This is a genomic window from Desulfosporosinus burensis, from assembly GCF_054657535.1.
The window spans coordinates 138,887-165,392 of the sequence record NZ_BAAHYN010000013.1; the positions used below are offsets into that span (position 1 = coordinate 138,887).

Annotated in this window: 25 protein-coding genes and 5 pseudogenes; 6 read left to right on the forward strand and 24 right to left on the reverse strand. The window is 41.2% G+C overall.

Translation table 11 applies throughout. From position 1 onward, the window contains the following. Nucleotides 1–135 precede the first annotated feature (135 nt). The 3 genes from ACYQ3Q_RS21675 to ACYQ3Q_RS21685 form a co-directional block, all read right to left on the reverse strand. On the reverse strand, nucleotides 136–1,326 hold the full coding sequence (locus tag ACYQ3Q_RS21675) for a uroporphyrinogen decarboxylase family protein (RefSeq protein WP_459930574.1): 1,191 nt from the start codon (nucleotides 1,324–1,326) through the stop codon (nucleotides 136–138). Beyond that, nucleotides 1,290–2,201, reverse strand: coding sequence for a tetrahydromethanopterin S-methyltransferase subunit H family protein (locus tag ACYQ3Q_RS21680; RefSeq protein ID WP_459930575.1), 912 nt, complete (start codon nucleotides 2,199–2,201; stop codon nucleotides 1,290–1,292). The genes ACYQ3Q_RS21675 and ACYQ3Q_RS21680 overlap by 37 nt, the downstream gene beginning before the upstream one ends. 419 nt (nucleotides 2,202–2,620) lie before the next feature. Beyond that, entirely contained in the window at nucleotides 2,621–3,379 is a 759-nt protein-coding gene (locus ACYQ3Q_RS21685) for an MEDS domain-containing protein (RefSeq protein WP_459930576.1), read from the reverse strand. A gap of 515 nt (nucleotides 3,380–3,894) precedes the next feature. Here ACYQ3Q_RS21685 and ACYQ3Q_RS21690 point away from each other — a divergent pair. Next, the gene (locus ACYQ3Q_RS21690) at nucleotides 3,895–4,449 is read left to right on the forward strand and encodes an HPP family protein (protein ID WP_459930577.1); all 555 of its coding nucleotides are present in this window, start codon (nucleotides 3,895–3,897) and stop codon (nucleotides 4,447–4,449) included. Nucleotides 4,450–4,780: 331 nt separating this feature from the next. Here the strand turns inward: ACYQ3Q_RS21690 and ACYQ3Q_RS21695 are convergent, their stop codons facing one another. The 9 genes and pseudogenes from ACYQ3Q_RS21695 to ACYQ3Q_RS21735 all read right to left on the reverse strand — a co-directional run bounded on the left by ACYQ3Q_RS21695 (nucleotide 4,781) and on the right by ACYQ3Q_RS21735 (nucleotide 9,746). Beyond that, entirely contained in the window at nucleotides 4,781–5,530 is a 750-nt protein-coding gene (locus tag ACYQ3Q_RS21695) for a DUF6904 family protein (protein WP_459930578.1), read from the reverse strand. Between the two features lie 67 nt (nucleotides 5,531–5,597). Next, a complete protein-coding gene (locus ACYQ3Q_RS21700) occupies nucleotides 5,598–6,167 on the reverse strand; it encodes a DUF6155 family protein (protein ID WP_459930579.1) in 570 nt (189 codons plus the stop codon). Between the two features lie 34 nt (nucleotides 6,168–6,201). Further along, nucleotides 6,202–6,678: pseudogene (locus tag ACYQ3Q_RS21705) on the reverse strand (DUF7986 domain-containing protein); the annotation flags it as partial. Nucleotides 6,679–7,002: 324 nt separating this feature from the next. Beyond that, nucleotides 7,003–7,440 carry a putative toxin-antitoxin system toxin component, PIN family gene (locus tag ACYQ3Q_RS21710; protein ID WP_459930581.1) on the reverse strand — a complete coding sequence of 146 codons (438 nt, stop codon included), beginning with the start codon at nucleotides 7,438–7,440 and terminating at the stop codon, nucleotides 7,003–7,005. Next, nucleotides 7,430–7,612, reverse strand: coding sequence for a hypothetical protein (locus ACYQ3Q_RS21715; protein WP_459930582.1), 183 nt, complete (start codon nucleotides 7,610–7,612; stop codon nucleotides 7,430–7,432). The genes ACYQ3Q_RS21710 and ACYQ3Q_RS21715 overlap by 11 nt, the downstream gene beginning before the upstream one ends. 184 nt (nucleotides 7,613–7,796) lie before the next feature. Further along, nucleotides 7,797–8,282 (reverse strand): annotated as a pseudogene (locus ACYQ3Q_RS21720) (DNA polymerase III subunit alpha); the annotation flags it as partial. Nucleotides 8,283–8,510: 228 nt separating this feature from the next. Further along, a complete protein-coding gene (locus tag ACYQ3Q_RS21725) occupies nucleotides 8,511–8,819 on the reverse strand; it encodes a type II toxin-antitoxin system RelE/ParE family toxin (RefSeq protein ID WP_459930583.1) in 309 nt (102 codons plus the stop codon). Next, nucleotides 8,816–8,995, reverse strand: a complete 180-nt coding sequence (locus ACYQ3Q_RS21730) for a hypothetical protein (protein WP_459930584.1) — start codon at nucleotides 8,993–8,995, stop codon at nucleotides 8,816–8,818. Before ACYQ3Q_RS21730 ends, ACYQ3Q_RS21725 begins: the two co-directional genes overlap by 4 nt. 328 nt (nucleotides 8,996–9,323) lie before the next feature. After that, nucleotides 9,324–9,746 (reverse strand): 3'-5' exonuclease, encoded by a 423-nt coding sequence (locus tag ACYQ3Q_RS21735; protein WP_459930585.1) that lies wholly within the window; start codon nucleotides 9,744–9,746, stop codon nucleotides 9,324–9,326. A gap of 21 nt (nucleotides 9,747–9,767) precedes the next feature. Here ACYQ3Q_RS21735 and ACYQ3Q_RS21740 point away from each other — a divergent pair. Continuing rightward, nucleotides 9,768–10,186, forward strand: a pseudogene (locus ACYQ3Q_RS21740) (4Fe-4S ferredoxin); the annotation flags it as partial. A gap of 59 nt (nucleotides 10,187–10,245) precedes the next feature. Here ACYQ3Q_RS21740 and ACYQ3Q_RS21745 read toward each other — a convergent pair. Together ACYQ3Q_RS21745 and ACYQ3Q_RS21750 are read right to left on the reverse strand one after the other, a co-directional pair. Next, the gene (locus ACYQ3Q_RS21745; protein WP_459930586.1) at nucleotides 10,246–10,464 is read right to left on the reverse strand and encodes a hypothetical protein; all 219 of its coding nucleotides are present in this window, start codon (nucleotides 10,462–10,464) and stop codon (nucleotides 10,246–10,248) included. An 89-nt stretch (nucleotides 10,465–10,553) separates the two neighbouring features. Further along, nucleotides 10,554–10,709, reverse strand: a complete 156-nt coding sequence (locus ACYQ3Q_RS21750; RefSeq protein WP_459930587.1) for a hypothetical protein — start codon at nucleotides 10,707–10,709, stop codon at nucleotides 10,554–10,556. Between the two features lies 1 nt (nucleotide 10,710). Between ACYQ3Q_RS21750 and ACYQ3Q_RS21755 the strand changes: the two genes are divergently transcribed. Beyond that, nucleotides 10,711–11,106, forward strand: a complete 396-nt coding sequence (locus ACYQ3Q_RS21755; protein WP_459930588.1) for a tyrosine-type recombinase/integrase — start codon at nucleotides 10,711–10,713, stop codon at nucleotides 11,104–11,106. A 38-nt stretch (nucleotides 11,107–11,144) separates the two neighbouring features. On the opposite strand, the gene ACYQ3Q_RS21760 is transcribed toward ACYQ3Q_RS21755, so the two are convergent. Then, nucleotides 11,145–11,831 (reverse strand): tyrosine-type recombinase/integrase, encoded by a 687-nt coding sequence (locus tag ACYQ3Q_RS21760; RefSeq protein WP_459930589.1) that lies wholly within the window; start codon nucleotides 11,829–11,831, stop codon nucleotides 11,145–11,147. 149 nt (nucleotides 11,832–11,980) lie between these two features. Here ACYQ3Q_RS21760 and ACYQ3Q_RS21765 point away from each other — a divergent pair, with 149 nt between their 5' ends. Beyond that, on the forward strand, nucleotides 11,981–12,505 hold the full coding sequence (locus ACYQ3Q_RS21765) for a YdeI/OmpD-associated family protein (RefSeq protein ID WP_459930590.1): 525 nt from the start codon (nucleotides 11,981–11,983) through the stop codon (nucleotides 12,503–12,505). A gap of 502 nt (nucleotides 12,506–13,007) precedes the next feature. Here the strand turns inward: ACYQ3Q_RS21765 and ACYQ3Q_RS21770 are convergent. From ACYQ3Q_RS21770 to polC, 7 genes and pseudogenes are all read right to left on the reverse strand, one after another. Then, nucleotides 13,008–13,529 carry a GNAT family N-acetyltransferase gene (locus ACYQ3Q_RS21770; protein WP_459930614.1) on the reverse strand — a complete coding sequence of 174 codons (522 nt, stop codon included), beginning with the start codon at nucleotides 13,527–13,529 and terminating at the stop codon, nucleotides 13,008–13,010. Nucleotides 13,530–13,861: 332 nt separating this feature from the next. Further along, nucleotides 13,862–15,532, reverse strand: a pseudogene (gene ligD, locus ACYQ3Q_RS21775) (DNA ligase D); the annotation flags it as partial. Further along, nucleotides 15,499–15,906 carry a phage integrase N-terminal SAM-like domain-containing protein gene (locus ACYQ3Q_RS21780; RefSeq protein ID WP_459930591.1) on the reverse strand — a complete coding sequence of 136 codons (408 nt, stop codon included), beginning with the start codon at nucleotides 15,904–15,906 and terminating at the stop codon, nucleotides 15,499–15,501. The gene ACYQ3Q_RS21780 and the pseudogene ligD, both read right to left, overlap by 34 nt. Before the next feature lie 901 nt (nucleotides 15,907–16,807). After that, nucleotides 16,808–17,242, reverse strand: a complete 435-nt coding sequence (locus ACYQ3Q_RS21785; RefSeq protein WP_459930592.1) for a type I restriction enzyme HsdR N-terminal domain-containing protein — start codon at nucleotides 17,240–17,242, stop codon at nucleotides 16,808–16,810. A 114-nt stretch (nucleotides 17,243–17,356) separates the two neighbouring features. Continuing rightward, the gene (locus ACYQ3Q_RS21790) at nucleotides 17,357–17,590 is read right to left on the reverse strand and encodes a bacteriocin (RefSeq protein WP_459930593.1); all 234 of its coding nucleotides are present in this window, start codon (nucleotides 17,588–17,590) and stop codon (nucleotides 17,357–17,359) included. A gap of 631 nt (nucleotides 17,591–18,221) precedes the next feature. Continuing rightward, a pseudogene (locus tag ACYQ3Q_RS21795) lies at nucleotides 18,222–18,491 on the reverse strand (methyltransferase domain-containing protein); the annotation flags it as partial. A 53-nt stretch (nucleotides 18,492–18,544) separates the two neighbouring features. Then, entirely contained in the window at nucleotides 18,545–22,891 is a 4,347-nt protein-coding gene (polC, locus tag ACYQ3Q_RS21800) for a DNA polymerase III subunit alpha (RefSeq protein ID WP_459930594.1), read from the reverse strand. 388 nt (nucleotides 22,892–23,279) lie between these two features. Between polC and ACYQ3Q_RS21805 the strand changes: the two genes are divergently transcribed. Next, nucleotides 23,280–23,600, forward strand: a complete 321-nt coding sequence (locus tag ACYQ3Q_RS21805; RefSeq protein ID WP_459930595.1) for a hypothetical protein — start codon at nucleotides 23,280–23,282, stop codon at nucleotides 23,598–23,600. A 130-nt stretch (nucleotides 23,601–23,730) separates the two neighbouring features. Here the strand turns inward: ACYQ3Q_RS21805 and ACYQ3Q_RS21810 are convergent, their stop codons facing one another. Further along, nucleotides 23,731–24,906 carry an MFS transporter gene (locus tag ACYQ3Q_RS21810; RefSeq protein WP_242860411.1) on the reverse strand — a complete coding sequence of 392 codons (1,176 nt, stop codon included), beginning with the start codon at nucleotides 24,904–24,906 and terminating at the stop codon, nucleotides 23,731–23,733. Nucleotides 24,907–25,257: 351 nt separating this feature from the next. Here ACYQ3Q_RS21810 and ACYQ3Q_RS21815 point away from each other — a divergent pair, with 351 nt between their 5' ends. Continuing rightward, nucleotides 25,258–25,905 (forward strand): flavodoxin family protein, encoded by a 648-nt coding sequence (locus ACYQ3Q_RS21815; RefSeq protein ID WP_459930596.1) that lies wholly within the window; start codon nucleotides 25,258–25,260, stop codon nucleotides 25,903–25,905. A gap of 394 nt (nucleotides 25,906–26,299) precedes the next feature. On the opposite strand, the gene ACYQ3Q_RS21820 is transcribed toward ACYQ3Q_RS21815, so the two are convergent. Continuing rightward, on the reverse strand, nucleotides 26,300–26,500 hold the full coding sequence (locus ACYQ3Q_RS21820; RefSeq protein WP_459930597.1) for a hotdog domain-containing protein: 201 nt from the start codon (nucleotides 26,498–26,500) through the stop codon (nucleotides 26,300–26,302). Between the last annotated feature and the right edge of the window lie 6 nt (nucleotides 26,501–26,506).

Sequence of the window (26,506 nt, forward strand, 5' to 3'; positions counted from 1 at the left end):
ACTCCTTAATATTTTTTCAGTTCCGCATTAATTATGAAGATATTTTGAATTCCAATTTCTATATCCCTTTGTTAACCTCCCTTCCTCTTGCAAAATCGCATCGCAACGGTGTTTCCAGTGATGAAAGACTATGGATTATATAAAAGTTAACTCCTCCGACAGAGTTTTCTCTATCGCCTTCTCAATAATGCTGCGAACTGGACCAAGTCGGCGTATGGCCATAAAATCTTCATCTGAAAAACTCTTTATAAAAGCGGCCCCGCGAGCAGCTGCTATTACCTCGTCAGCACAAGATAAGCTATCCACGGGTGCAGCAATTACAGGTGCACTTTGGGCCAACTCAGTAATGAAGTAGGCAATCCCCGCCTTATCCTGTTTGGCCACAACTTCACCTAAAGCACACAAGTCGTTAACACCATGCAAAATCACAGCTGCCGGTAGTTTCTGACGTAATCCCCTAATATCCATGCCTTGGGCATAAGTGTCCAGGTTTAGCATCTCAACATCTAAATTAGCAATATCCGGGAGGATTGGACTGATCGCTCCACAACTATGAAAACATATAGCAGCTGGAGTAAGCTTGCGAAGACGTGTTAGCAAGGTACGCATGTTAGGAACAAGATAAGAGCGAAAATCAGACGGAGAAAAAAACATACTATTCTGAAAACCAAGATCATCGTTGTAGATGACAATGTCCGGTTGCCTTTCAAGTGATCTCAGCATGTACTCATAAGCACTGATAATTGTCTCTAATGACCACTCCAGTAGAGCAGAAGCGATACTTCGTTTTTCAGCAATATCATCCATGAATTGCCAGGCACCGCGCAGAATGAAGCAACTATCCAAAAGACCAGGACATGGCGCATCAGCTATAACAAGGTTGTCGCTGGATAGTGCCTGTTTTACTTGCTGTAGAGGTAGCCGCCATTCTGGCTTAAGATACCGTTCAATATCGTTTAGGCATGATGATTCCAAAGGGTGTCTACTCGGTGTAAAATTTCCATCACTGTTCAGCCATTCTACGCCGAAAGCATCCGTAAAACATCCATCCCTAATAATATGAGGGTCATATATCATCCCACTACGAATGAAGTCAGATCCCAAACGTTTACAATCTTCTTGTTCCAAGGAGATTGTTTGGAATATTGGATTGCTTAACATGTTGTTTTCGAACAAGTGAGGAAGTGCACTTTTCCGTAAACCGGTAAGGGAAGTCGTCCCTATGTCTATCAAAGGCACACCAACTTTTTTATTGGATAGCATTTCCTCCAGCCGTAAACGTGGTGACATTACTCCTGCTCTTCTGTCAATTTGAACATCTTCCATAGCGCATGTCCTCCCGGCAATTTACACCCGTCCAACTCTTGAGCCGCATAACCATAGAACATTTCAGCAGTTGCTGCAACATGAGCTGAAATAGTAGCTTTTTCGATGATGCCGTAATGTAGATAATCTCCACCGGCAGCACGGATAGCAACGAGTGAAGTTCCTAATGATAAATTTACCCATTCTTTGCCGAGCTGTTTTAGTCTGGTCCATTGTGGAAAACAGTTAGAAAAGGCGCAACCTGCAGGATAACCGAAACGTTCTCTAATAGCTTGAATTTGACGTATGTTTAAGCCGATGGAAGGCGCATCCATAGTGCCCACATCAACGATCGGTACTGTCACACCTATTTCTCTTAGCATGGGAAGATAATAGGTTTCGATCATTTTGCAGCTTCCTTCAGGGGTAGGATCGCATACATCACTAGCTAGAATCATGACGGCGGCCGGGCGATATCGTCCAAGTGCTTCCAATTCATTGTCTTCTGTGTCCACACTCAAGGATGCATAAATGCAACGATCCAGAATCCCGAGTTTGGCAGCCGCTTCAAGACCAGCAACACGCGCCTCGGCTTCAGTAGCATTAATTAACAAAGGCAAACTTGTATGTGCACTAACAAATTCCAAATAGCGTTGCATAGCTTCAGCCGAAGCAGCAATAACGTCGAAAGCCATCTGTACACCGTACCGTTTACTAAGTTTGTTAACTCGATCCACCAATACTGCGGCACGTTCTTCATCGAAATCTCCAGTAAAAGGATCTTTAACAATTGAGTGCTTATCGTAGAAAATACTTCCTACAACCAACCCAGTATTTAACCCTAGAGAGCCACCAATAATGGTGTTACCTATTTTAACTTCATGATAAGTGACCATCCTATATTCCTCCTTATATCCATTAGTCGAATGAAAAAAACAAAAAAGAACACATACTTCCCTAATGAATGTTGATTTATAAACCGATTGTTGATATTGAAATGACTCACTGTATTATGGCCTTTTCCAGACTGAGGCTTAGCTAATTACAATTTTTTACTTCACCTTCGTGCTTCCTTTCACTGAATATTCTCTATACAAGTTGGCTTTATAATACAATGATTATCAATGTATGTCAATGTATTATATTTACTAACAATATAATACATTGACATACATTGTACTGTAATATTGACTACATTTTCTTTTTGGAAACTAAAAGGGCCAAACTGATGATCATCAGTTTGGCCCTCTATACATTTGTTGTTTCTAAGAAAAATTGGCAGCTCTATTATTACGAAGTTATTTCTACAGAACGTTTAATTGCCCTTTCCGGAAACGCTGTTTTTTAAATACACAAAGGATTCGTCAGTGTAAAATACGACGTTTCTGTGACAATTCATCAATTCTATGAATTCTTTCATGTTGTCTTTGTTGGCGTCATTATATAAATATGGGCAAATTCCCACCACATTTAACTTGGCTAAAGTATCATCCAATAAACTTTCAAAACGAATAAGATCAGAGAAATCTCCACAACTCCCGAGACCTGGGGAGCCAGAACCCCACAAAAATTTATAGCCAAGTTCATTCGTGATATTTGCCGCATCAGTCCAAGCTTTGATAGGACCCTGTACACCCAAAGACTTATATTTCTCGGCTAAATCAACAATAGTCAACATATTCTTTCTTTCTAACTCCTCAACTGGCAAACCTCTCGTCGTGAGTTCCTGCCGAACATCATCAGTGTTTTGCCACCAACATCCTTTAAATAGTCTTTGATTAAAAGCGAGCCCTTTTTTAAAAAATTCTGCTTCAAGGTTGTACAGAGCAGCCTCATTGGATGCGATTGCCATCATATGGTTACTCTTCGATTCAATTTCATCCATTAAGCTTTGCCTTTTAAAGTTAGGGCTAGATTGTACGAGCTTGGAGTCAAGAACTTCCTTCCGTATGCGCCATTCTTTACCGAGCTTGACGCCAGGTAATTTACCGGATCTTAGCCAGCGATAGATGGTGGTAGGGGTTGTACGTAAAAATTCTGCAACTTCTTCAACTGTAAGTAATTCGTTTTTCATATCATTTTCTCCTAAGTGATCATAATTAATTAAATAATAACATCTAATCCTAGACTTTTCAAGGCAAGGCCAAACGTATCAAGATATATTAGAGCGTATTCATATTTTTTAAAGCTAATCTAACCGAATTCAATCTTTATTATACATTATAGTACATTGACATATATTGTATTACATTGTATTCTATTGATATATTAAACAAAAGAGATATAATTGTTTATTTCCTGTTTGAAATTCTCTGATTTTCAATTTTTTCTCTCTTGGAAATAAATGAAACTGCTTCCATTCATATAGTAGTTGAAGTCGATTGCTATTGGTAAAGCGTCAACAAAATAATTTCAATATATGGCTCAATTAACTCAATAAATTAATTATCCATCAGCATTCGCAACAAATCTTTAATTATTACCTTATATGTCAGGGATTTGGCCGTTCCTTATACTTAACTCAATATCAAACGATGTCGTCATGTTCAAAAAGGAAGAAAATGAAACAAGAGAACAGGAGCGGAAAATTTGACAGAGCAAATGGATCTGAGCAAAGAAAAAAGGGCAGTCCTCAAATATCTTGCTAAATTTAAAGGACAGGAAAGAACCATACCTTTTGAAGTGCCAGTCCCGCTGGATATCCTAATTGCATTAATAGGAGCTTTCTTGGGGATTGCCATTCTCAGCATATTATCACTTGAGTATAAAGCTCCCATGTTGGCTACGCCCTTAGGGGCCTCAGCTGTTCTGGTTTTTGGTGCTCCGGATGCTCCTCTTTCGCAACCGCGAAACGTCATACTGGGTCACGCCTTGTCAGCAATTGTCGGGGTAATAACCTATCAGATTTGGGGGACTCACTGGTGGTCGGTGACTTTTGGGACATCATTAGCTATCTTGGTTATGTTGTTAACGAAAACGACGCACCCCCCAGGTGGAGCCACAGCTATGTTTGCCATTCTCAATGCCGCTACGCCAATCTACATCTTGACTCCGATCGTCGCAGGCAGCTTGTTATTGGTTTTGATGGCAATATTGGTTAATAACCTCTCACCGAATCGGAGCTATCCACGGTATTGGTACTAATACGCTCATCGGCAACATTAACCATTGTTGGTCAGCGGTATTTGTCAAGTTAGTTGTCGCTAAACTCCAAAATTATATTCACAGCCACTATCTCGCCATTTCACATACTTATTTTTTAACTCTATCAAGTCTTAACCATGATCAACCAACTCCAAAGGTTTTTACTCAAAGATTCTACGCACTTCTTAAATATTCCTCCCATATTAGCATTCCAGTATGAATTAAATGGAAAATATAAACTATGGTGTGAAATTGTCTAAAGATAAAGAATAAAAAGCACCTGCTTAATTTTGCAGATGCTCCCAATACTCATTCAAAACTAACATAAATGCTACCAATCAATTTGTTCAGGGTACTCCAATTTAAGACTGATATCCTCTGGACTACGATTATACTCCTTAGCCGCCTCAAGTATGGTTCTTTCAATAGATCTGTACTCATCACCCTTTTCAGTTAAGCGTTTAGCCATTATTGAAAGGTTTTTCAGCCTTTTTTCCCTGTCCATATCCAAGAATCTTACATTCAAAACGTCTAGGTATTGTGTTATATAATTTTCTAGCCATGCATAGTCCTTGATCATCATATTGATCATCCTGCTATAGGTTTTTCCCTCAATGGTATCCTGGAGACATTTTGCTACCTCAGACTGAAGCAAGCGGATCTGCGCAATGTTATGATCCCAGATTACCGATTTATCCAACATCGTATCGTATCTCTTTTTTGTCAGCTTGTACGCATGAAAGCGGCAGAAATCGTTTAATGCCATAAGGACAAAAAGCATTTCCGGCCATATTACATTTATGGAGAGATAGACATTCTTATCATGGGTGATCATTCCCATGCGCTTCATCTTTTCTGTGTCCATCCCGTTTTCCACAAATATGATTTCCCGGTCACCCATCAGGGCATGACGAAGGTCATAGCAAACTCCAAGAACACGTAACCGCGCGGCCTCATGGTAAGGATAATCTTCTTCGCCACCTACTATTTCATGGAGTGAATCATAAAGAGTTTCAAAGTCACTGTGATCACCAGAGATTGTTACTCCAGCCAGATTTTCCGTAGCCGAAACTTTTAACATTAGCACCCCTACCCTTATAAATAGCCTTATTTTACTTTTACTTCACAAACAGCTCTTACCCTTATTTCTAAGAATAACCCTGTTCTACCCATTTCAAAACAGAATAAGACCCTTTTAACGAATCTTCAATCCCCCAACACCCACAGTTCTTTGTTTTCACAATCTTTTTCAAGCGCCCTTTATACTTATTATACAAGTCAGGTGTCTTTTCTTTATTAAGCGACTGGATAATTTCTTCATATGTGTCGGTAAAACAATCTCCCATATCTTCAGAAATATCTCCATATTCATGGATGAATTGAACAGCTATTTCCGCAAAGTAAACCATTAATTCAAGCGGCCACTCTGTTCCTTTGGCAATCTTATGGATTTCAGCAATTGCCTTTTTTACAGTTGCCACCCTCAATTTAGGAAATCCTCTGGGTGGATCAAATTCTTTCCTGATTTTCTCCTTATATTCTTTGATCAACTCAAGGACAGCCTTCTCACCTTGAAACTTTACTGAAACAAAAGTCCGTGCCTCTTTATCTCCTCTGAGTATCTCTACAAAAAGCTCAATGACCTCGTCTTTTGAAAGCTCATTGAGTTTTCGTTTAAGTTGAGTAAGAGTTAATAATTTAATCTGGTTTTGGCTCACATTCTCTACTCCTTACTAAGTTTCGGTTTCCATATCATTTTACTTTTTCAAGCAACACGGGTAAACCATTCGATCGATTTAGCATGAAAAAGGTAATAAATCTAGCAACAGATTCATCGAAACCAGTAACTTTCTTCATCATTTTATGAGATTTTTTTATCAAGTAATCTTTATGATCTATCGCAAATGCAAACGTTAATCCAGACGTCATACTGAACTCGTCTAGGTGGATCAATCTCGTAAAAAGAAAAATATTAGGATTTAAGTTTTCGCTCATACCGATATCGATTAGCTTTATAGGTTCAGAGTTATTCATTACGTCTCTAAGCATGATTATTCCATTCTCTCGATCATGGTCGGCTATTTCATACAGTCCTATATCGGATGTTTTCATTGCTATCAATAGCTCTTCATCCGCTTTATTGCTAGGTAGATATTTGTTTATGTACTCAGATAATGCATTGCTACCATTTCTAATATTTCCATAGATGTTAAAGTCATAAAGGGCATCGTTTTCGGAAGTAGATTAATAACAACTTTATTATTCTTGCAGAATTCCTAAAATTGAAGCAGACTTTAGATAATCTTCATCACTAACGAATTCCTTTAGAATTTTCATATGTACTCAACAAGTCTCTTCCGATAGCTTATATTTTTTCCTTTAAGTCCATCTCATTGCTCCTCGCTCAATTTGCTATTAACATTTTATATTTCCTTGCTCAATCCTACTCTATTTTCTCATGCATAGAAACATAATTCTAGTCAGCATTTTGTAATCTACGATTATTAAAAAGCACCTGCCTTGATCCAGCAGATGCTTTTTAATTTGATTTTGTTAAAATAACTCTATAAACTTATCTGAACTAACAACCTTAAAATTAATATTCTCAACTACATGCATGCCACTTTTAAAATCATCAGAAACCAAATAATCTGCATTCCCTTCGATGGCACATTTCAGAAACATATCATCATATTTATCAAGTATAATAGGAGAAGCGGTATTCATAGTGTTTACCGAGGTACAATAGTAGAACAATTCCATTACGCCTTGTAGCATCGCCAATCTATCATTTACATCAGTAATATTATGTCTTGCAAAGTTTTTAACTAAGTAAACTAATTCCCCTATAGTATCCTGCGCAAATAAAAGTTGAATTTTCCTGTCATCAATTAAATCCATTATTTTGGAGCATACATTATTGTCTTCTGACGAAAACCATGCTTTTATGAAAATATTAGTATCCAACACAACCTTAAGTTTACTTCTCATATCTCTTTGAACCTAAGGTTTTTCTTATTTCATAATCACTTAGGCCCTTTTCTTTGATAGCTTTCTTAGCTATATTTCTGATACTATTCATACATCCTAACTTTTTAGGTTCAATAGTTGCTGCATTATTCATACAATCAACACCTTCTTTAAGATTATCATTTATTGCCATAATTATATCACCTCTATCCAATTTGTTCAAAGATATTCCACTTTAGTTTATGCTCTATAATTATTTTTAGCCAAAATAAACAGCACCCGCGCTAAAGCAGATGCCCTCTATCAGACCTAAATAATAATAACGATAGGTAAGGCTTTGATATTATCGCTGCCTTTTCCCCCGTCCCACACCGTGCATCTTTATCTCCATTGAAACCTAAGAAGGTCTCGAAGGGGATATCAATGCCATCCTTGGCCAGCTTTTCTCCGCAAACCGGACACACCTTATCCGGCAAGTCAAAGCCGATTTTAACGCCATAATCGGAGAAGTCCGAATACTGGCAGGTGGGACACCGGTAATGGGCCTGCAGGGCATTGACTTCCGTAATACCGGTCATATAGGCAACAACCGAGGAACCCACCGATCCTCGCGAGCCGACTAGATAGCCATCCTCATTCGATTTCCAGACAAGCTTTTGAGCGATGATATACATCACAGAGAAGCTATTTTTGATGATCGAATCCAGCTCTCTATCGAGCCTTTGCTGAACAATTTCCGGCAAAGGGTCTCCATAGAGCGCATGGGCCTTCTCATAGGTAATATCCTTAATCGTCTGCTCGCAGCCTTCTATATGAGGTGGGCATTTCTCCGCTGAAATAGGACTGATCCTACTAGGAATATCAAGGGCACCGCTTTCATATCTGGAATAGGTTGTTTGGCTTACCTTCAGAAAGGTGGCAAGCTCTTACTGAGTCAAATCCCTGTCTTCTCGTAAATCACGCAATCGTTGGTACATGGTGTTCACCACAGCACTATTTTATAGTATGCGATAATCGCATATTGATTTTTAATGCAAAGGCGGCGACAAATGTTAGGCGGAGGCTTTGGCCCAAAAGAAAACCTCAGGAAATTATGTATTCTCCCAAGGTTGAGGTTTCATGTTATTCAAATCTCGTGCTGCATGAATTATTGCAAGTACTAAAATTGATTCATCAGAAAGTTTATATATTATCCGATAGTTATAAAATACAACCTCGCGGATACTCTCATCATCAATTTCAGGAACCTTTCTTCCCATGTTTGAAAACGAAGACAGCTTCTCTATCATCTCAATAATTCTACTTGTAAATTCTAGAGCATAGTATTCTGAATCACGTTGTATGAATTCTTTTATGCCTTCTAAGTCAAGAATGGCCGGCTCAGACCAATCGATTCTCATTTATTTAATATCCTTTTCTTAACTTCTTCATGTGAGTACACTTTACCTTCTTCGGCTATTTTTAGAGATAGCTCTATTTTCTTCTTTACATAAAGCTGGTACATTATATCATCCCAGGTAGCTTGATCAGGCAAATTATTGATTATTTTAATTGCAGCTTCTTTTACTTGGCTCATATATTTTCACCTCTCTCAAAGCACTTCTAATATTAGTATATCACTAAAAACCGACTTTCTACATATCATCCCCAAAAAATGTCATTAAGCAAAGCTTTCGCCTAACGTCTAGGGGTTAGCGACGTCGAGTTATTACCCAAGATGTAATACTTCGATGTCGCTAACCCGTGTTATGTGATGGATGGCGCCCCGCGGAGCCTAGATTAATAAGGCTCCTTTTATTTAATGCTTCTTTACATTTAATTTAATTTTTAGGATCATCCATGTTATTTCGTCTTGTTGATCACTTTGTATTTCGTCCTCAGCAAATCCCATGTTTTTATAAAACTCATAACCACTTCTGCTGCTCGGAACATGGAGGTTGATAATATCCATAATTCATAGAACATAACGTTAACTCTCGTTTGGCCTTGGTCATGCCTACATAGAAAAGACGTCTTTCCTCTTCTAATAATTTGTTCTTTCCACCTTGTTCAGCCCTGATGGTCTCCCATTCAGGAATGATTCCTTCGACAAGATCAATTAGGTAAACCTGTTCCCATTCTAAACCCTTGGCAGAATGGATAGTTGAATGGATCACGGCCTTAATATGCTTGTTTTTATTAGAAGACATCATCTGCTCTTCAAGATACGTTAAACGATTAGCAAAATTCACAATCGTGGGTTCGTTCTGGGCAATTGAACTCAGAACATTCAAGAGACTTCCGACATAATCTTCAGAAAAGCCTAACGAGTCACATATTCGCTTCATTGCTTTATCATAATCCAGCTGGTTTCGGATGTGAAGAGTGCTGAACTAGAGAAAGTGCTGATCAAAGCGAGTGAAAATGGAAATATCCTATACTCTGCGATACCATTCCGTGTCTCTATCGAATGAAGCGTGCCTTTAAATCTGGGATTAAGCTTCATGATTCCGTCGAGTTCACCCACGATTTCTTAATGGATCGCTTAAAGTTCAGACAGGTTCCAGAAACGGTAGCTGTTCACGTGACTTGTAGTTCTGTTAAAATTCATATCAGCGATAAATTTAAAGCGGTAGCAGAAGCCTGTACGGAAAAGGTAATTATGCCTAATGATGTACATTGCTGCGGATTTGCAGGGGATAAGGGATTTTCCTTCCCTGAGTTGAATCGTTCTGCCTTAGCTGTACTTAAACCCTCGCTCGGATTTAGGGAATCGCTGTTATGTAAAGACCCGCGCCCCCAGAGCCAGAGGCCGACAGGACGTCGGCCCCTAATACATGTCCTAACTTAAGAGTTGAGCAAATTGCCGTAAGGTTTAAAGATACTTTCAATGAGATCATTATTTAAATCGCAACCTAATATTTCAACCACATAACGTGCAATAACTAGTAGATAGTCTTTACCTGATACTGCTATAGCAAACGTAGCCTTTTCAGGAATAACTGGATCAACATGAGCGCCACCATTTTTGTTTGCCCACGCAATAATAACTTCTCTGATATTCATAGAATTCCAGTGTGGGCTCCATACAATTTCTTGGTTTAACCAATCATCTAAGGATATTGTTACTTTTGTTTTATCAAATAGATTTTCACTTAATATTGACTTAAAGTCATCCGTTCCCTCAAATACTTTTCAACCCGATGTTCCATCCACATACTGGCAAACAACTGGTCCGACGACGTTATTGTCCGCCCCAAACGACCTAAAAAACTACCCATTGTTCTTTCCAAAGACGAGATTCTCTCCATAATGGATCAGGTTGTTAATCTTAAACACAAAACGATTCTCCTGACGACGTATTCGTCAGGTCTACGTATTAGCGAAACGCTTAATCTTCGCATCTCAGATATTGATTCAAAGAACATGTTGCTTCGAGTTAATCATGGGAAAGGCAATAAGGATCGGTTGACGGTTCTATCTCATGATAACCTCAAAATTCTCAGGCTCTACTGGAACCTCTACAGACCCACTGATCTTCTTTTTCCTGGTTTTGTTGAAGGTAAACCCATCGTTACCAGAAATGTTCAACACGTCTTTCAAGTGGCTAAAAGAAAAGGTCGGCATTACCAAACCTGCCACGGTCCACACGCTTCGCCATTATGTAGAGCCTCAGATTATGGGGAGTATAACACAATAATCTTCTAAATCAGCTTAATTTATGTAAAAACACTCCCCATAATCTTTTACTCACAAAGTGAATTTAACCATCTCATTAAGTTACCGTCTTCTTCCCAGTTTGGCAGTCCGTCAGGCACTAAATCCGGGTATGCATTTTCAATAGCTTTGCGTTTCATCTCGCTGTCTGCCCGGGCATATATTTCTGTTGTTGAACAATCACTATGACCAAGGAAATCCCGGATATATATTAAGTTAACTCCTGATTGAAGCAAATGCATGCTTTTGCTATGCCGAATATGGGGTGTTACTGGGAATCGAATAATAAAGTCACTACTTTTTTTTGCTTCTTTTACGTATTTATTGATGATATAAGATATTCCCCAACGAGATAATTTCTGGCGCTTCTGGTTAACAAATAAGAAATTTTCAACATCTGCCATACCTGAGCAGCTTTTTCGAGTATCCAGATAGGAACTAAGCAGTGTTTTGGTGTTACTCATAATTGGAACCTGACGAGTCTTGCTTCCCTTTCCATGCAGAGTGATGACTGCAGGGTCCATAAGGCGGACATCTTTAACTTTTAGATTGATGAGTTCGTCAACTCGTGCCGCTGTATCATAGAGCACAGACAAAAGAACCAAATCGCGGAATCCATCCTTTGTGGAACTATCCGGCTGGGATAGGACAATCCGCATCTCATCGCCAGTTAGATAGGATACCAAGGGCTTTGGGCTTTTCTTGTTTGGAATCACTAGTATCTTTTGGGTTTCATGGAGGTTTTCCGAAAAATTCTTTCTGGGTATATCGGCAGAAGGAATGAATAACGGCCAATCGATGATTCCTGGTAGGGATAGAACAGCCTCGCTCTGTCTCAAGCAAAGCCAAAAAGTGGCAGGAAGAAATGGAAAAATTGAGAATGATCCTTCTTGACTGTCAGCTGACCGAAGAATTCAAGTGGGGTGTTCCTTGTTACACGTTTCAGAAAAGTAACATAGTTTTAATACATGCATTTAAAGAATACTGTGCGTTTTTGTTTTTTAAAGGTGCCTTGTTAAAGGATGCCAAGGGTATTCTAATCAAACAAACGGAGAATGTACAGGCGGGGCGCCAGATTCGGTTCACCTATGTTCGAGAAATAGTTGAGATGGAAGCCATCTTGAAAGCCTATATTTATGAAGCCATTGAAGTTGAAAAAGCCGGTTTGGAAGTGAATTTTAAAAAGAATACTGAATTCATAATTCCTGAAGAATTTGAAAATAAATTAGATAAAATCTCTGCCTTGAAAGCTGTTTTTGATGCATTGACGCCGGGACGGCAAAGAGCATACATTCTTTATTTTTCTGAACCCAAACAATCCAAAACTCGAGAGTCAAGGGTTGAAAAATGTATGCAGCAAATTCTCAATGGAAAGGGATTAGATGATTAGTACATTTTTATTGAAATGTCCATTTAGACCATAAGCTACTTTAATCGCTTCGCTTATCGTAAGAAAGACGGTCAGCCAAAAATATGCCCTGCCTTCATAATAAACCATGTCTTGACAAAACCAGCTGAAACAGGGTCCCATTTCCCACGAGTTTAATAAAGCATTTAAATGAACTTTATTAATAAATTGCAAACTTCCCTTATCCTTGTAATGAAAAGAAATCAGCAAAAAGACTTTAAATTTCAATGTCATCTATAAATCAGGCCAAAAAACAGGGGCAAAAAATGCGCTTTTTTGCCCCTGTTTTTGCCTATTTTTCACTTCGGAACCACAACATCTTGTGGTTTAATTGTCTTGTTTGTCCTTCCGACCACAATTCGTCATCAGAACTATACTCTCCACGTGCCTTGAGGTGTCAAAAAAGATGCCGCTTGAATCTGGTAACCCCTTAATGGCATGGAATATTTCTGAAACATAAAACCTTTAATTCCATGAATACCCTTTACTTAAGCAATAAATTCATAACAATTACAGTATGTTCTTTATTTCCATAGTCTCTTTTTACTCTGTCCACTTCAAAATATCCCATTTCGCACCAAAACTTATATCCTCTGTGATTCTCTTCTACTACCCCAATTCTTAACTTCTTGCCGTGTTCTTCCAAAACCCAAGCTTTTATAAGATCATGTAATTTCCTTCCCAAACCGTTTCCTCTTTCACTTGGGTCAATCATCAGCAAACCTATTATCCATTCTCCAGTGACCTTATAATCTTTAACCATTTCAATGACTGCAATTAAAACGTCATTTTCTTTATAAACTCCGAAAACATATTTGTCTTTCAACTCTTTATCAGGTGGCAAATCAAATAGAATGCTGTGCCCCGCGTCTTTTTCAGGCGGTCTACCTTCAATTAACTCCGAAAAGTCTGCACATCTTTCGCACAGGGCTTGGATGTCAATCTCATCATCGCCTGACAATAGCCTGATATTGTATTCATAATCACCTATTATTTTATTTCCCATCACATTAATTCACCCTTTCTCACGTTCCAACCAACAACTGGTCTCTGTATGCCTTGATGAGATAAAAATCACTTATATGATAAACACCCTATCGTTCAGATGGGTAATAGTATGTATCATACCAAGGCAGATCCAAAAGTAGTTGCATCAACAAAAGTATTGCAACCTAAATACTTCAGATCCAGCAAACATGGCAGCATTGTATTTACAACCTCTTCAGCATTGTACCTATTGGTACTTTCTGCGCCGCTCCTATCCCGGGTTATATGTTCATGCTCCCAAACTACCGGCATCGATTGCACCAAGAACTGAATTGCTCAGGACGGGCCTGTTCATTTAAGCTGCTGATGATTCCTGAAAAAATCGTTCCAAGGGTCATTGCCGCCGATCCTCCGGAGCGCCTCCGCCATATTGACGCCGTTAGGAGCCACCGTGTCCAGTTCATCCCAAGCGATAGGCATGGATACCCCTGCCCCTTTTCTCGCTCTTATAGAATAAGGGGCAATGCTTGTAGCGCCTCTGCCGTTTCGAATCCAGTCGATGAATATCTTGTTGGTGCGCTTGGCCTTTCTAACATTGCTTGTGTAGCGGTCAGGCCACTTCTGCTCCATAACTTGGGCGACGCGCCTGGCAAAATCGTGAAACACATCCCAGGAAACGGCAGGTTTTAAAGGGACGACCACATGGTACCCTTTGCCGCCGCTGGTCTTGAGATAGGAGTTCAGAGAAAGTTCGGCAAGAATATTTCTGATATCCCGCACACCCTGGCGCACCCTGCTCAGATCCATTCCCTCATCCGGATCCAGATCAAATACCATCAGATCAGGCTTTTCCAGCTCGTCAACACGGCTTCCCCAGGTGTGAAATTCCAGCGTGCCCATTTGGGCTTCGGCTATCAGCCCGGATGTGTTCTCAATATAGAAGTAATCCTCCGTTTCTCCGTCACTGTTGGAAATAGGGATGGTGACGATTCCTTTGCTGCCCGGACCGGGATGCTTCTTATAAAAGCAGGTCTGTGCTATGCCTTTGGGACAGCGTACAATGCTGAGAACCCTGTGGCTCACATACGGCAGCATGCGCTCTGCTACCTTTGCGTAATACCGAATCACATCCCCTTTGGTAATTTCCGGGTCGGCAAAGATCACCTTGTCCGGGTTGCTAATCTTTATTCCTTCGATGATGATACTATTGGCGTTTGCTTTCATGGGTCTCTCCACTTCTTTAGCGGATGATTGAGGCTGTATTTCGTCATCCGCTTTCTCCTTTTTTATATCACTGGAATCTTTATCCGTCCGCAGGCCTTTGAAGCTGGCCTGCCTTAACAGATAATCTTCGGTCCATTCGGCAAATTTGATTTCCGCGACCAGTTCAGGTTCAAGCCAGGTGATCTTTTCATTCGACCTGGGCTTTGGCGCGATTTGGAAAGGGGGTTCCATTCTCTTTATGCCCGCAAATTTTCCCTCCAGCTCTTTCATGTCGGATTCGCTCAGGCCGGTGCCGGCACGTCCGGTATAGACTAATTCCCCGCCTTCATAGACGCCAAGGAGCAGGGAACTTACCCCGCTCGTTTTTTTATCAGTAAGCGTATATCCACCGATCACAAATTCCTGCCTTTTATCGCATTTTAGTTTGATCCAGTCGCCGTTTCTTGCTCCGCTGTAGACGGAATCGGCTTTTTTACCTATTATCCCTTCCAAGCCTGCCGCGCAGGCCGCAATGAAACTTTCCTTTCCGTTTCCTCTCACATGCCGGCTGTAGTGGAGATTTTTGGGGGCATCCTTCAGCAAAGCAGCAAGCGTTTCCTTCCTGTCAATCAGGCGGCGTCCCCGGAGGTCCTCCCCATCCAGCGCCAGGAGATCAAAGACGATATAGGTCAGATTTTCGGCCTGGGGGTTTTTCATATAGTTCTGCAGAGCCTGAAAATCCGTCTTGCCCGCTGGGTCCGTGATGGCCATTTCACCGTCCAGAATCATCGCCCTTCCCTCAGCCCAATCGCTGAGGGAATAGAATTTTGCACCTGATCAGTAATGGATAAAATCTCATCTTGAGAAAGAACATGCGGAAGGGATTTAGGCCGTCTAGGTCGGATAATAACGTCGTTAGACCAGTTGTAGCCGTGAATCTTATTGAAAAAGAGTTTAAACGCGTCGCAAGAGATATTGATACTACTGTAGCCAATTCCGGATTTAATACAGTCATGAAGATATTGTTTAAGCTCGTCAGAGGTGATTTCGAGGGTAGACTTGACAGTATGCTTTTCAAGAAGCTTTACATGGCAGAGATAATGATTCAGGGTATTTGGAGCATAGCCTCGGAGCTCCATTTCGAAGATCATCTTTTGAAGATGAGAGAAAAGAACCTGGGAGTTTTGAGACATAAAAAATCATCCTTTCAGGTCAAATAGAATTAAACTGGAAAGATGATATCATAAAATCTAATAAATTAGGGCCTCTAAAAGCCACCGCGCAGCGGTTTAGTACAGTGTCAATTATATGACTCAAAAAGCCAAATAATGGTGAATTATTCATTGTGGCGAATGATTTAGATGTGCCATAATGAATAATTTAAGCATGGTAAAGGGTGAATAGGGTTGAAGATAAAAAGGTGTAAATCCCTTCATGAAAAATATCCACCTTCAGAGTCTTGTAGTTGTGATATATGTTTGAGTTATTGCCGACGTCCTGGATGGTGGACGGTGGAAGAGGCTATAAGAGCGATTTCGTGCCGGTTATGCTAATCGCATGATGCTTGAACTCTCTCCTGAGATGACATTTGGAGTACTTTCTCCAGCGTTTAAGGGATGTGAAGGAGGATTTGCGCTTAATATATATGCACATAGAGGATGTAATTTTCTAATGTTAATTATATAGAACTGGTCTAATACCACTCGAATATCAATTTTGTCACCATGAACGAGCCGGTTTAGGGCAGAAATGTCATTTAGCCATTGAGAAGAAATGGAAAACAGCAATTGGACAGGCTCAGGCCCCAAATGGGCTAAACAATTTGGGTTATTAGCGCAATATAAAGCATTGCTAGAAGGGCCGACGTCCTGGGCGCGCCACTTTACATAACAAGGTGTTCACTTAACTTAGCTAATATGAATGTAGTATGACGCTACGGGAATACCCGGAACGTTAAGTGAAACCATAATTATAGAAGCCCTCTCGTTCCAACCGGATGAGGGGGCCGTTACTTACTTAACGTAATATTGGTTACCGGACGCAAATTCAAAAAAGTTAGAGATTTTATCCCTCATCCCAAGTGCTTTGGTCTCATTAAAAGGTGTTTGTCATTAAACACATTATTGACTGAATAGCATCAACAATAAAATTAACATTTGCAAATTTGTGCGGGTTAGGGTAATCGGGAATGTTTTCAAATTCAAGTTTTCCAGTAAGAATGTTTGTCTTTTTCACAATACCCCAAAATTCGGGATAAGCACCCTCTTTAATTTGGTAAACAGTCCCATACTGAAGACTGGACTGAGCTAAAATAGTCTTAACCTGTTCAACAGGTATAGTATCGCTTGTCACAAAAACTATCAAATAAGGAACTGATGGCTCTTTAGTTACAACTAAATCCGCTTTAAACGTACTCCCATCTTTCAGAAAAACTGGATAATCAATAATTACTTGTTCCTCTGGATATTTGTAAGCATTAATAAGCAGGTTTTTTGCACTAATTATTATTTCCCTGTTATTATTTTCCAAAACTTCTTATCCTTTCTTGCAAGTATTTCTATGTCAAATTTGATGTTGAAAATTGCAAAGTTAACAAACAGGTAAAGGCCCCATTGAATAATGGGAGCCTTCTAATAACATTTTTTAGAGGAAAGGTTTAACTAGTTCTATGGCATTTTTGAGAGCCTGAACCCCACCGCTTTTTGAGAAACCCTGCCACGCACCACTGACTATGTCTTTAGTTTTGTAGAAACTTGAATTCAATTTAGGCGGATCCCATTGACGCATATACAAGCTACGACCACCATTAATCGTATTCAATTCTTCCGTAGTAAGTTCCGTGTAATTCAAATCACTTAAAATCATTGCATTTTTCATATGAACTACCTCCTCTCCCATTTTATAAATTATTCCTTCAATCAAATAGCACTCTGTACAACAGCTTCAAGAGAAAAACTTAATTTGTAATTGATTATTAATTGTTTTCACTAATTAATAATCAAACTGAAGGATTAACTCTAAGGTAAACATCATTAGTGCGGTAGAAATAACGGAATATTATTGTAATACAGTCATTTTATTGCCAAGAGTATCCGCCTGTCTCATTAATTAGCATATTTCACCAGTAATTTTTGTCAATAAAGAAGCCTGCTAACATTTGTCGAATAAAAGGGGTAGAGACAACTAAATTATGCGAAACCCATGCTAAGAAAATATTTAACAGTAGAAGCCAGTTTTCCCTCTCTAAGGCAAGCCGACTAGTATCATGACAGAGCATTAAGTTTAAGGGTGCCTTCAGCCCAGGTCTTTTAATCGCTTCTAGGTCGTGCCAGTCGAGCTCCTTTCTGGAATGATCAAGTTATAACCGATAGACCTGCTGAAGTTATTAAACATCCATCTTAGTGCTTTTTAGGACAAGGTGTACTGTTCTTATTTCTATGATACTTCGTAAATACATGCCTAGGTAGAGTTAGAAGAACCATATATTTTGATAACTCAGCCAGTAATTCGGTGGATCGAGGACGACGATATCTGGACGGTCAGTAATTTGCCGGAAGGTGTCTTCCACTTTGCCTGGGATAAACTCCACATTATCAACTCTATTGCGCTTGGCATTTTCCCGGTCATCTTCCACTGCGTACGGATTTTCTTCGATTCCCCAGACCTTTCTGGCCTTTGCCGCCAAGGCCAGGGTGATGGTCCCGATTCAGCAGTAAAGATCCCAAACCACTTTCTCGGTTGAAAGCTCCGCCCAATCCAGCACCGTGTTATAAAGTCTTAAGCCACCGCCTGTGAACGGTGGCTTGTTGTTTTCACTTTTTTAATCACTCATTAAATCACATCAAAAAGACTCATCTGATCACTTTCCGGAATTCCTTTAAAGCAGCCAAATTTCCGAAGTGAATCGATGGTAGAATTCCCGATTTTAGCCCGTTTCTTGACATCCTCTATGGAGTTGAAGGGCTTTTCTTGGGCTGCGTTATATAGACCTTCAGCTGCCACTGTTCCCATGCCGGATATGCTGTTTATGGGCGGTCTTAAGCCCTCCTCCTCGAGCAGGAATTTTGTGGCATGGGATTTGTATAAATCAATGGGCAGGAATTTAAAGCCCCTTTCATACATTTCCAAAACCAATTCCAAGTCATCGTACATATCCTTATCCTTTGGAGTGGCAGCGTTACCCAGCTCCTCAATTTCCTTCATTTTAGCCTTAACCTTTTCTTTGCCGAAGATCATAAATTCAGCGTCAAAGGCCTTTGCTCGAATGGTGAAGTAGGCTGCGTAATAAGCCTGGGGTATGTGCACCTTAAACCAGGCTATTCGGAAGGCCATCATGACATAGGCAGCAGCATGGGCTTTGGGGAACATGTATTTTATTTTTCGGCAGGAATCGATATACCATTCCGGTACCTTATGCTCCCTCATCAAAGCTTCATATTCAGCCCATTTTTCAGGGTTCGATAAAGCCTTTCCTTTACGCACCAGCTCCATGATCTTAAAAGCTGTATTGGGCGGCAGGCCCTTTTTGATCAAATAAGTCATAATATCATCCCGGGTGCAGACGGCTTCACTTAAGGTCACGGTTCCCGCATCAATTAAGTCCTTGGCATTTCCCAGCCACACATCCGTACCATGGGAAAGTCCGGATATACAGATTAAATCTGCGAAGGCTTTGGGCCTTGTATCTAAAAGCATTCCTCTGACGAACTTCGTACCAAACTCAGGAATTCCAAAGGTTCCAACCTTGGAATTGATCTGCTCCGGGGTTACCTCTAAGGCTTCCGTGGAGGAGAATATCGACATGGTCTCCTGATCATCCATCGGTATCGTTAGAGGGTCCACGCCGGTGATATCCTGAAGCATTCGGATGACCGTCGGGTCATCATGACCCAGTATATCCAGCTTTAATAGGTTCGAATCAATGGAGTGATAATCAAAATGGGTGGTTATGATGTCCGAATTGGAGTCATCGGCAGGATGTTGTACGGGGCAAAATTCAAAGATTTCTCGTCCCTTCGGCACGACGATAATTCCTCCCGGGTGCTGCCCTGAAGTTCTTTTTATACCTGTGCAGCCTTTGGAGACTCTCAGAGTTTCTGCCTTGCTTACGGTACGGCTTTTTTCCTCATAATACTTTTTCACATAGCCGAAGGCTGTTTTTTCGGCGATAGTCCCGATGGTTCCGGCCTTAAAGGTTGTACCCTTGCCAAAGATAATCTCTGTATATTTATGGGCCTTGGCCTGATATTCTCCTGAGAAGTTTAAGTCAATATCGGGCTCTTTATCGCCATTGAAACCTAAGAAGGTCTCGAAGGGGATATCGATGCCATCCTTCGCCAGCTTTTCTCCGCAAACCGGACACACCTTATCTGGCAAGTCAAAGCCGATTTTAACCCCATAATCGGAGAAGTCCGAATACTGGCAGTTGGGACACCGGTAATGGGCCTGCAGGGCATTGACTTCCGTAATACCGGTCATATAGGCAACAACCGAGGAACCCACCGATCCTCGAGAGCCGACCAGATAGCCATCCTCATTCGATTTCCAGACAAGCTTTTGAGCGATGATATACATCACAGAGAAGCTATTTTTGATGATCGAATCCAGCTCTCTATCGAGCCTTTGCTGAACAATTTCCGGCAAAGGGTCTCCATAGAGGGCATGGGCCTTCTCATAGGTAATATCCTTAATCGTCTGCTCGCAGCCTTCAATATGAGGCGCGCATTTCTCCGCTGAAATAGGACTGATCGGCTGGCACATATCGGCCACCAGATTGGTGTTGGTAACCACCACCTCATAGGCTTTTGACGCTCCTAAATAGGAAAATTCCTGAAGCATCTCCTCGGTGGTTTTTAAATATAAAGGGGCCTGATTATCGGCATCCTTAAAGCCTTGACCGGCTTCAAGTATACGCCTGTAGATCTCATCTTCCGGATCCAGGAAGTGAACATCACCCGTGGCGACGACAGGCTTGTTTAATTTTTTACCCAGAGCCACAATTTTGCGGTTGATTTCCTTTAAATAGTCTTTGTCGGGCACCTGCTCTGTTCTGACTAAATAATCATTGTTCCCGAGAGGCTGGATTTCTAAATAATCGTAGTCCTCGGCAATGGCTTCGATTTCCTCAGCGGATTTTCCCAGCAAGATGGCCTGGTAAAGCTCACCTTCACTGCAGGCACTGCCCAGGATTAAACCTTCGGAGTATTTTTTAAAAAGGCTCTTTAAGATCCGTGGCTTTTTATAAAAATAATCCAAGTGGGAATAGGAAACCAGCTTATATAAATTCTTTAATCCCACATAGTCCTTGGCTAAGATGATGGCATGATAGGTTTTAAGCTTCTTATACTCCACGCTCTTCGCGTCTTCATCGGAGCCATAGAGATCGATATCCTTAAGGGTTTCTGCTCCCCGTTGTTTTAGTTTTTCAAGCATAACCTTAAAAACTTTAACCGTGGTATCCACATCATCTAAGGCCCTGTGAGCTACCTCCACCTTGAAGCCTAAGTTCTTGGCGATTCTTCCTAATTTATAGGTTTTGTAATCCGGAAAGAGCTCCTTAGCTAAGGACAAGGTATCCAAATAGGTGTAATCAAAGTCATAGCCTAAGACCCGGGCATTATGCTTTAAGAAACCCAGATCAAATTCAGCATTATGAGCCACCAAAACGCTTCCCTCTATAAAATCCAGCAGTTTAGGAAAAACCTGTTCTATGGTTTCGGCATCGTTTACCATATCATCGGTGATGTTGGTAACCTCAACAACCCTTGCCGGAATGGGCTTTTCCGGATTAACAAAGCAGCTGAACTGGTCAATGACCTTGCCATCTTCGAGTTTCATAATTCCTATTTCTGTGATTTTTTCCGTTACAGCTGAGAAGCCGGTGGTTTCCAAGTCCAACACGCAATAGATAGTATCAATGCTCTGGCCCTTGGCGTTGGTAACCGAGGTTTTTTTATCCGGTGCCAAATAGGCTTCGACTCCATAGATAACCTTCATGTTCGGATTATCTCGTCCTAAGAGCTTATGGGCCTCGGGAAAAGACTGCACCACGCCGTGATCCGTAATGGCAATAGATTTCATCCCCCAGCTCATAGCTCTTTTAATCAGATCAGTAGCACTGGTCATGGCATCCATCTGACTCATCTGGGTATGCATGTGCAGCTCGACCCGCTTCTCCTCTGCCCTATCCTGCCGCTGAGCCTTCTTCCTGCCTGCTGTTTCTACGATGGTATTGGCAATAAGCTCAATTTCCCCGGAAAACTGGCTAAAGCCGGCATTTCCGGCCAGCTTGACCCCCTTAGCCTTTTTCAGCCTGGATAATATCTCACCATCTTCACCGGGCTTGATGAACGCCTTACAGGTCATGGAACTTGAGCCGTCATATAAATCAAAGGAAATTAGGGTTTTGCCGCTTCTTAATTCCTTGGCTTCGATATTGGATAGTTCGCCCTGGATAGCTATCCTGCCTTCATCCGGCGTAATGTCCGTTATTTTAATGACCGTGTCCTTGATACTCGCGTTTCTGCCTAAGATCAAGGATGGATCGCCTTTTTTTCCGTCCTTTTCGCCGTTATTTTCCGGCTTTATCGGCCCAGCTTCCTTAGGTAATTCAGAGGCATAATGGCTTGGTGTGGCAGACACTTCCTTTTGCAGAAGCAGACTCTCCGTTTCTTGGGTAGCTTCTTGCAGCCTTTTTAATTCTTCACTGCTGACATTATCCACAAACTTGATTTGATAGGTGGCGTCGTAGAGGTTTTTGATGGTCTCTTGGATTTTTTTATCGTAACCCCTGGCTTTTAACAAGTAGGAAACTGCCGTTTTAAACGTAAATTTGATCGAATGATTTTGTGCTATTTCATAATCACAATTTTTGAGCGCTCCATTTAAGACCGGATGTTTATCGGCCAACCATGACAAAATAGTTTTGAGTTCCTCTTCTAAGGGCTTTCTCTGAGTTCCCTCACTGTAAACTACCGTGATGATTGAATCGTCTAAGGCTAATCGTTCCCTTATAAACTGATTTAGGGATTCAATTTCACTTAGTTCAATATATTGATCAGAGCTGATTTTCATCTCCAGAGTTTTCGTACTTTTAGTTAAGACCACTGCTTGTACAATAGCAGTATTGAGGTTATCCTCTGCTTCATAATCACTAAAAATTTCACTTATTCTTTTCATGTACTTCGTCAGTCTCTCCTAAAAATTTTTTCCGGTTAAGACACGAAGACACTGTCTTCGCACGTGGTAGGCTTTCCAGACACGAAGACACTGTCTTCGCACGTGCTAGGCTTTCCAGACAAAGACACCGTCTTCGCACGTACTAGGCTTTCCAGACAAAGACACCGTCTTCGCACGTACTAGGCTTTCCAGACAAAGACACCGTCTTCGCACGTACTAGGCTTTCCTGAAAGACACCGTCTTCGCACGTGTTAGCATACCTGAAAAGGGTCGTTCGGGTCAGGCAGCTTCCCGCACATCCGTTCACTCAGCATTCCGAGGCTCGCCCACGCGCTTTCGCGGGAGCTTCGCCAAACCTCCGGGTAAAACCTGAAGTGAACCGCTGGCCATGACGATAAGCGGACGAGCTTATCGCCACACTGCAGCTCATTACGCATACTCCTGCAGTGTGGATTGGCCGAGTGTCCCCGAAGCCCACGAAAACACTGTTTTCGCACGGATTACCCTTCTTGCAGACACTGTCTTCGCACGAATTATTCTTCTTGCAGGACGGCGAGAGGGGACCCGTGGCTCCGCTTCCCCGCAAAAGCTTTGTGGGCTTTACCGCCTCTCCATGAATTCGTTCACTCCTGTGCGAGAAGCTTCCTTTGGGGTCTGCGGATTTTTTGGATATTTTTTGGATATTTTTTGGCTATTTTCTGGATATTAAAAAATAGACACGACTTGCTGTTAAATCGTGTCTTAGCTTAGCTAATCTTATCTTACCATCAATGACCGTCCTCTGAAAAGGTAAATTTGACAGAAGACGTTCCTTTTCTACAACTGGGACAGACTTGCAACTATGCGGCGGAATTCGGCTCGGCAGAAAATTCCCGTGCTCTAATATCCGGCAGGGTAACAGCAAGCACAATTCCCAGGATTGGCAGCAAACTGATAATGTTTATGGTCAAGGGTAGACCAAAGTGATCAGCGATTACTCCAAGTATGGTTACCCCAATTGAACCCATGCCGACTCCAAAACCGAGCAACATCCCTGAAGCAAGTCCAATATTATGAGGCAGTAGCCTTTGTCCGAATACCACAGTCGTGGAAAAAGTCGAGATCAGTGCTGCTCCGACAATAAAAGCCAGAATGGGAATCAAAAGGCCGTTTAAATGCAAAAAGGGAAAGATTGTGATGAGGCAAACAAGCATCGAAACTAACAACCCATTTTTTCCTCCATAACGGTCTGCAAAAGGACCGCCCAAAATCGTGCCTACCGCCCCTGCAATTAAAAATGTACTCACTAAATATTCAGGTTGAGTAATTCCTCTAAAACTTGGAAAGTAAAATGGAATAAAATAAACCAGACCGGATTGTATCCATGATCTTATCGTTACATACAGTAGCAAGATTATTAAGCTCCCGACCCTAACCCTACTTTTTGCAGTTTGTTTTATATTCTTTTTATGCTTGTGAGCTTTTTCAGCCAGGATGGACTTAAATCTGGGCAATAAAAACAAGAAGAGCAGCGCGGCCAAAGTCCCAGGAATCATAACACCTTGAATGGACTTCAGTCCGGCAAAACTTAATACAAACACGGCCAGCATAGGACCAAGGCCAAAGCCGAGATTTCCTCCCACTGAGAAAATCGCCATTGATGCCCCTGCTTTGCTTTCTTCGCTGAGAAAATGGGCTAATTTAGATCCTTCAGGGTGGTAGCCCGCTACCCCGATACCGCTTAGCAGCACCGCAAGCAACAATAGTCCGTAGGAGTGGACCATACCTGTCAGAGCCAAACCAGAACCTGAAAGAAAAAGACTTACGGGCATTAACCAAGGCATGCTGTATCGGTCGCTTAGCACTCCGAAAATCGGCTGGATAATAGCTGAACTAAAGGTAAATGCCAGGGCGATTATACCAACTTGAAAATAGCTGAGCTGAAAACTTTTCGCTAACACGGGAGTTAAAATTGGCAGGATCCCCTGCCCTAAATCAACCACTAAATGACCGATGCTCAAAAAAATTAAATACATGTTGCTCAAATTACTGCGCCTCTTTTCTCAGATTAAAAAGAAAAAGAAATCTGTTCTATGGCATAATTTCGGCAAATCTCACGAATACTCCTCTTTTTTCATATCTTCCGTATTGATCCGTTGTTTATTATTGCTTTCTACCCCTCCTGCAATTTCATGTTACTTGCCCGAAGTGTGCCCATAAGTTTACAGTTACGCCCGGCTAAAATCCATGCTTCGTCTTGGCGGAACAGCCGTTGCCGGAAACATAGGCACAAAAAGGTGCGTACTTGTATATTTATTCCTTGCCATTATAATGAAAGTGTCTGAGATCAACACAAGGATTAAGTAAATTATAGGAGACGATATCTGATGGTCAAAGTATTTTCTGTCAACGGCGGTCCGCGCAAAAATTGGAATACGGATACTTTATTGCAAAAAGCCCTTGATGGAGCTAAATCCGTGGAAGCCAAAACAGAAGCTGTTCATTTGTATGACTTAAATTATAAAGGCTGCACCAGCTGCTTTGCCTGTAAGAGGAAGAATTCGAAGTTTGTCGGACACTGCGCTATGCGGGATGACTTAAGTGGGGTTCTTGAAAAAGTTCTGGAATCCGATGTTCTCTTCTTGGGATCACCCATCTATTTTGGCAACGTTACCGGTTTAATGCGTTCTTTCCTGGAACGGTTGCTTTTTTCCAACCTTTCCTATAATGAGGGGCATCGCTCCGTTTATCCTGGGAAGTTGTCCTCCGGTTTTATATATACCATGAATGTTCCTAAGGAGTTTCTCCAGCGAGTAAATTATGAAGCTCTATTTGAACAAACTAAAAATAGCCTGCAATTACTCAACGGAACCTCTGAATTTATGATTTCCGCCGATACCTACCAATTTGATGACTACTCCAAGTATGAAGCATCCATGTTCAATGAAAAACACAAATCCCAAATAAAAGCAGAGCAATTCCCGCTGGATTGTCAAAAAGCCTTTGATATGGGAGCCAGACTGGCAAGGGTTTAACGTCTTTTACAATACAAGCCGCCGTTTCATGTGAACGGTGGCTTGCTCTTTACTTACAAGAGTCTTAGCCTTTGCTCTTGTTAACTTATCACCCGATTCTCTCCGAAAGCATCAGTTTATATCCGTCGGGGTCGCTAAACGTGGCCAGTTTGACCACGCCAGGAAGTACGCTCACAATTGTTAACATTGTAATGGAATCCAACTCCTGATTTAAACATAGGATTACCTCCATTTGCCATTACAAGCTTACCCGTTTAGCGATAGATTCGGCTGGGAGCATATGTATATATACTTAATATTTAACCTTGCTCATCAAGCTCGATAAAATAATGATCTTTGCGATAAGACACTGCCTCCATAGTTGCTATTAGATTTTGCTCAGTAAGACGTCGATTCAATAGAATCCTGTACGATAGCTTCGTTTTAACTCTGTCGCACGTGCGACTATCTTGTCTCCGATTTTAGCTGATTCAATAAACTGGATGGTTGTCGAGAGTCCTAAAGATGTTTTTCCATATGCATTGCAGGCTGCCGAAAAGGCATGACCTGCTAAAGCATAAATAACTTCTAGCACTGTTTCTGTGAACGTACGCACGTTCAC

Bases quoted from the DNA above. Each gene is read 5' to 3' on its own strand.
- ACYQ3Q_RS21675 (WP_459930574.1), bottom strand. From the start codon at position 1,326: ATGGAAGATGTTCAAATTGACAGAAGAGCAGGAGTAATGTCACCACGT.
- ACYQ3Q_RS21680 (WP_459930575.1), bottom strand. From the start codon at position 2,201: ATGGTCACTTATCATGAAGTTAAAATAGGTAACACCATTATTGGTGGC.
- ACYQ3Q_RS21685 (WP_459930576.1), bottom strand. From the start codon at position 3,379: ATGAAAAACGAATTACTTACAGTTGAAGAAGTTGCAGAATTTTTACGT.
- ACYQ3Q_RS21695 (WP_459930578.1), bottom strand. From the start codon at position 5,530: ATGTTAAAAGTTTCGGCTACGGAAAATCTGGCTGGAGTAACAATCTCT.
- ACYQ3Q_RS21710 (WP_459930581.1), bottom strand. From the start codon at position 7,440: ATGAGAAGTAAACTTAAGGTTGTGTTGGATACTAATATTTTCATAAAA.
- ACYQ3Q_RS21715 (WP_459930582.1), bottom strand. From the start codon at position 7,612: ATGGCAATAAATGATAATCTTAAAGAAGGTGTTGATTGTATGAATAAT.
- ACYQ3Q_RS21725 (WP_459930583.1), bottom strand. From the start codon at position 8,819: ATGAGAATCGATTGGTCTGAGCCGGCCATTCTTGACTTAGAAGGCATA.
- ACYQ3Q_RS21730 (WP_459930584.1), bottom strand. From the start codon at position 8,995: ATGAGCCAAGTAAAAGAAGCTGCAATTAAAATAATCAATAATTTGCCT.
- ACYQ3Q_RS21735 (WP_459930585.1), bottom strand. From the start codon at position 9,746: ATGAAGCGAATATGTGACTCGTTAGGCTTTTCTGAAGATTATGTCGGA.
- ACYQ3Q_RS21745 (WP_459930586.1), bottom strand. From the start codon at position 10,464: ATGAATATCAGAGAAGTTATTATTGCGTGGGCAAACAAAAATGGTGGC.
- ACYQ3Q_RS21750 (WP_459930587.1), bottom strand. From the start codon at position 10,709: ATGGAGAGAATCTCGTCTTTGGAAAGAACAATGGGTAGTTTTTTAGGT.
- ACYQ3Q_RS21755 (WP_459930588.1), top strand. From the start codon at position 10,711: ATGGATCAGGTTGTTAATCTTAAACACAAAACGATTCTCCTGACGACG.
- ACYQ3Q_RS21765 (WP_459930590.1), top strand. From the start codon at position 11,981: ATGGAAAAATTGAGAATGATCCTTCTTGACTGTCAGCTGACCGAAGAA.
- ACYQ3Q_RS21770 (WP_459930614.1), bottom strand. From the start codon at position 13,529: ATGGGAAATAAAATAATAGGTGATTATGAATACAATATCAGGCTATTG.
- ACYQ3Q_RS21780 (WP_459930591.1), bottom strand. From the start codon at position 15,906: ATGTCTCAAAACTCCCAGGTTCTTTTCTCTCATCTTCAAAAGATGATC.
- ACYQ3Q_RS21790 (WP_459930593.1), bottom strand. From the start codon at position 17,590: ATGAAAAATGCAATGATTTTAAGTGATTTGAATTACACGGAACTTACT.
- polC (WP_459930594.1), bottom strand. From the start codon at position 22,891: ATGAAAAGAATAAGTGAAATTTTTAGTGATTATGAAGCAGAGGATAAC.
- ACYQ3Q_RS21805 (WP_459930595.1), top strand. From the start codon at position 23,280: ATGACGATAAGCGGACGAGCTTATCGCCACACTGCAGCTCATTACGCA.
- ACYQ3Q_RS21810 (WP_242860411.1), bottom strand. From the start codon at position 24,906: ATGTATTTAATTTTTTTGAGCATCGGTCATTTAGTGGTTGATTTAGGG.
- ACYQ3Q_RS21815 (WP_459930596.1), top strand. From the start codon at position 25,258: ATGGTCAAAGTATTTTCTGTCAACGGCGGTCCGCGCAAAAATTGGAAT.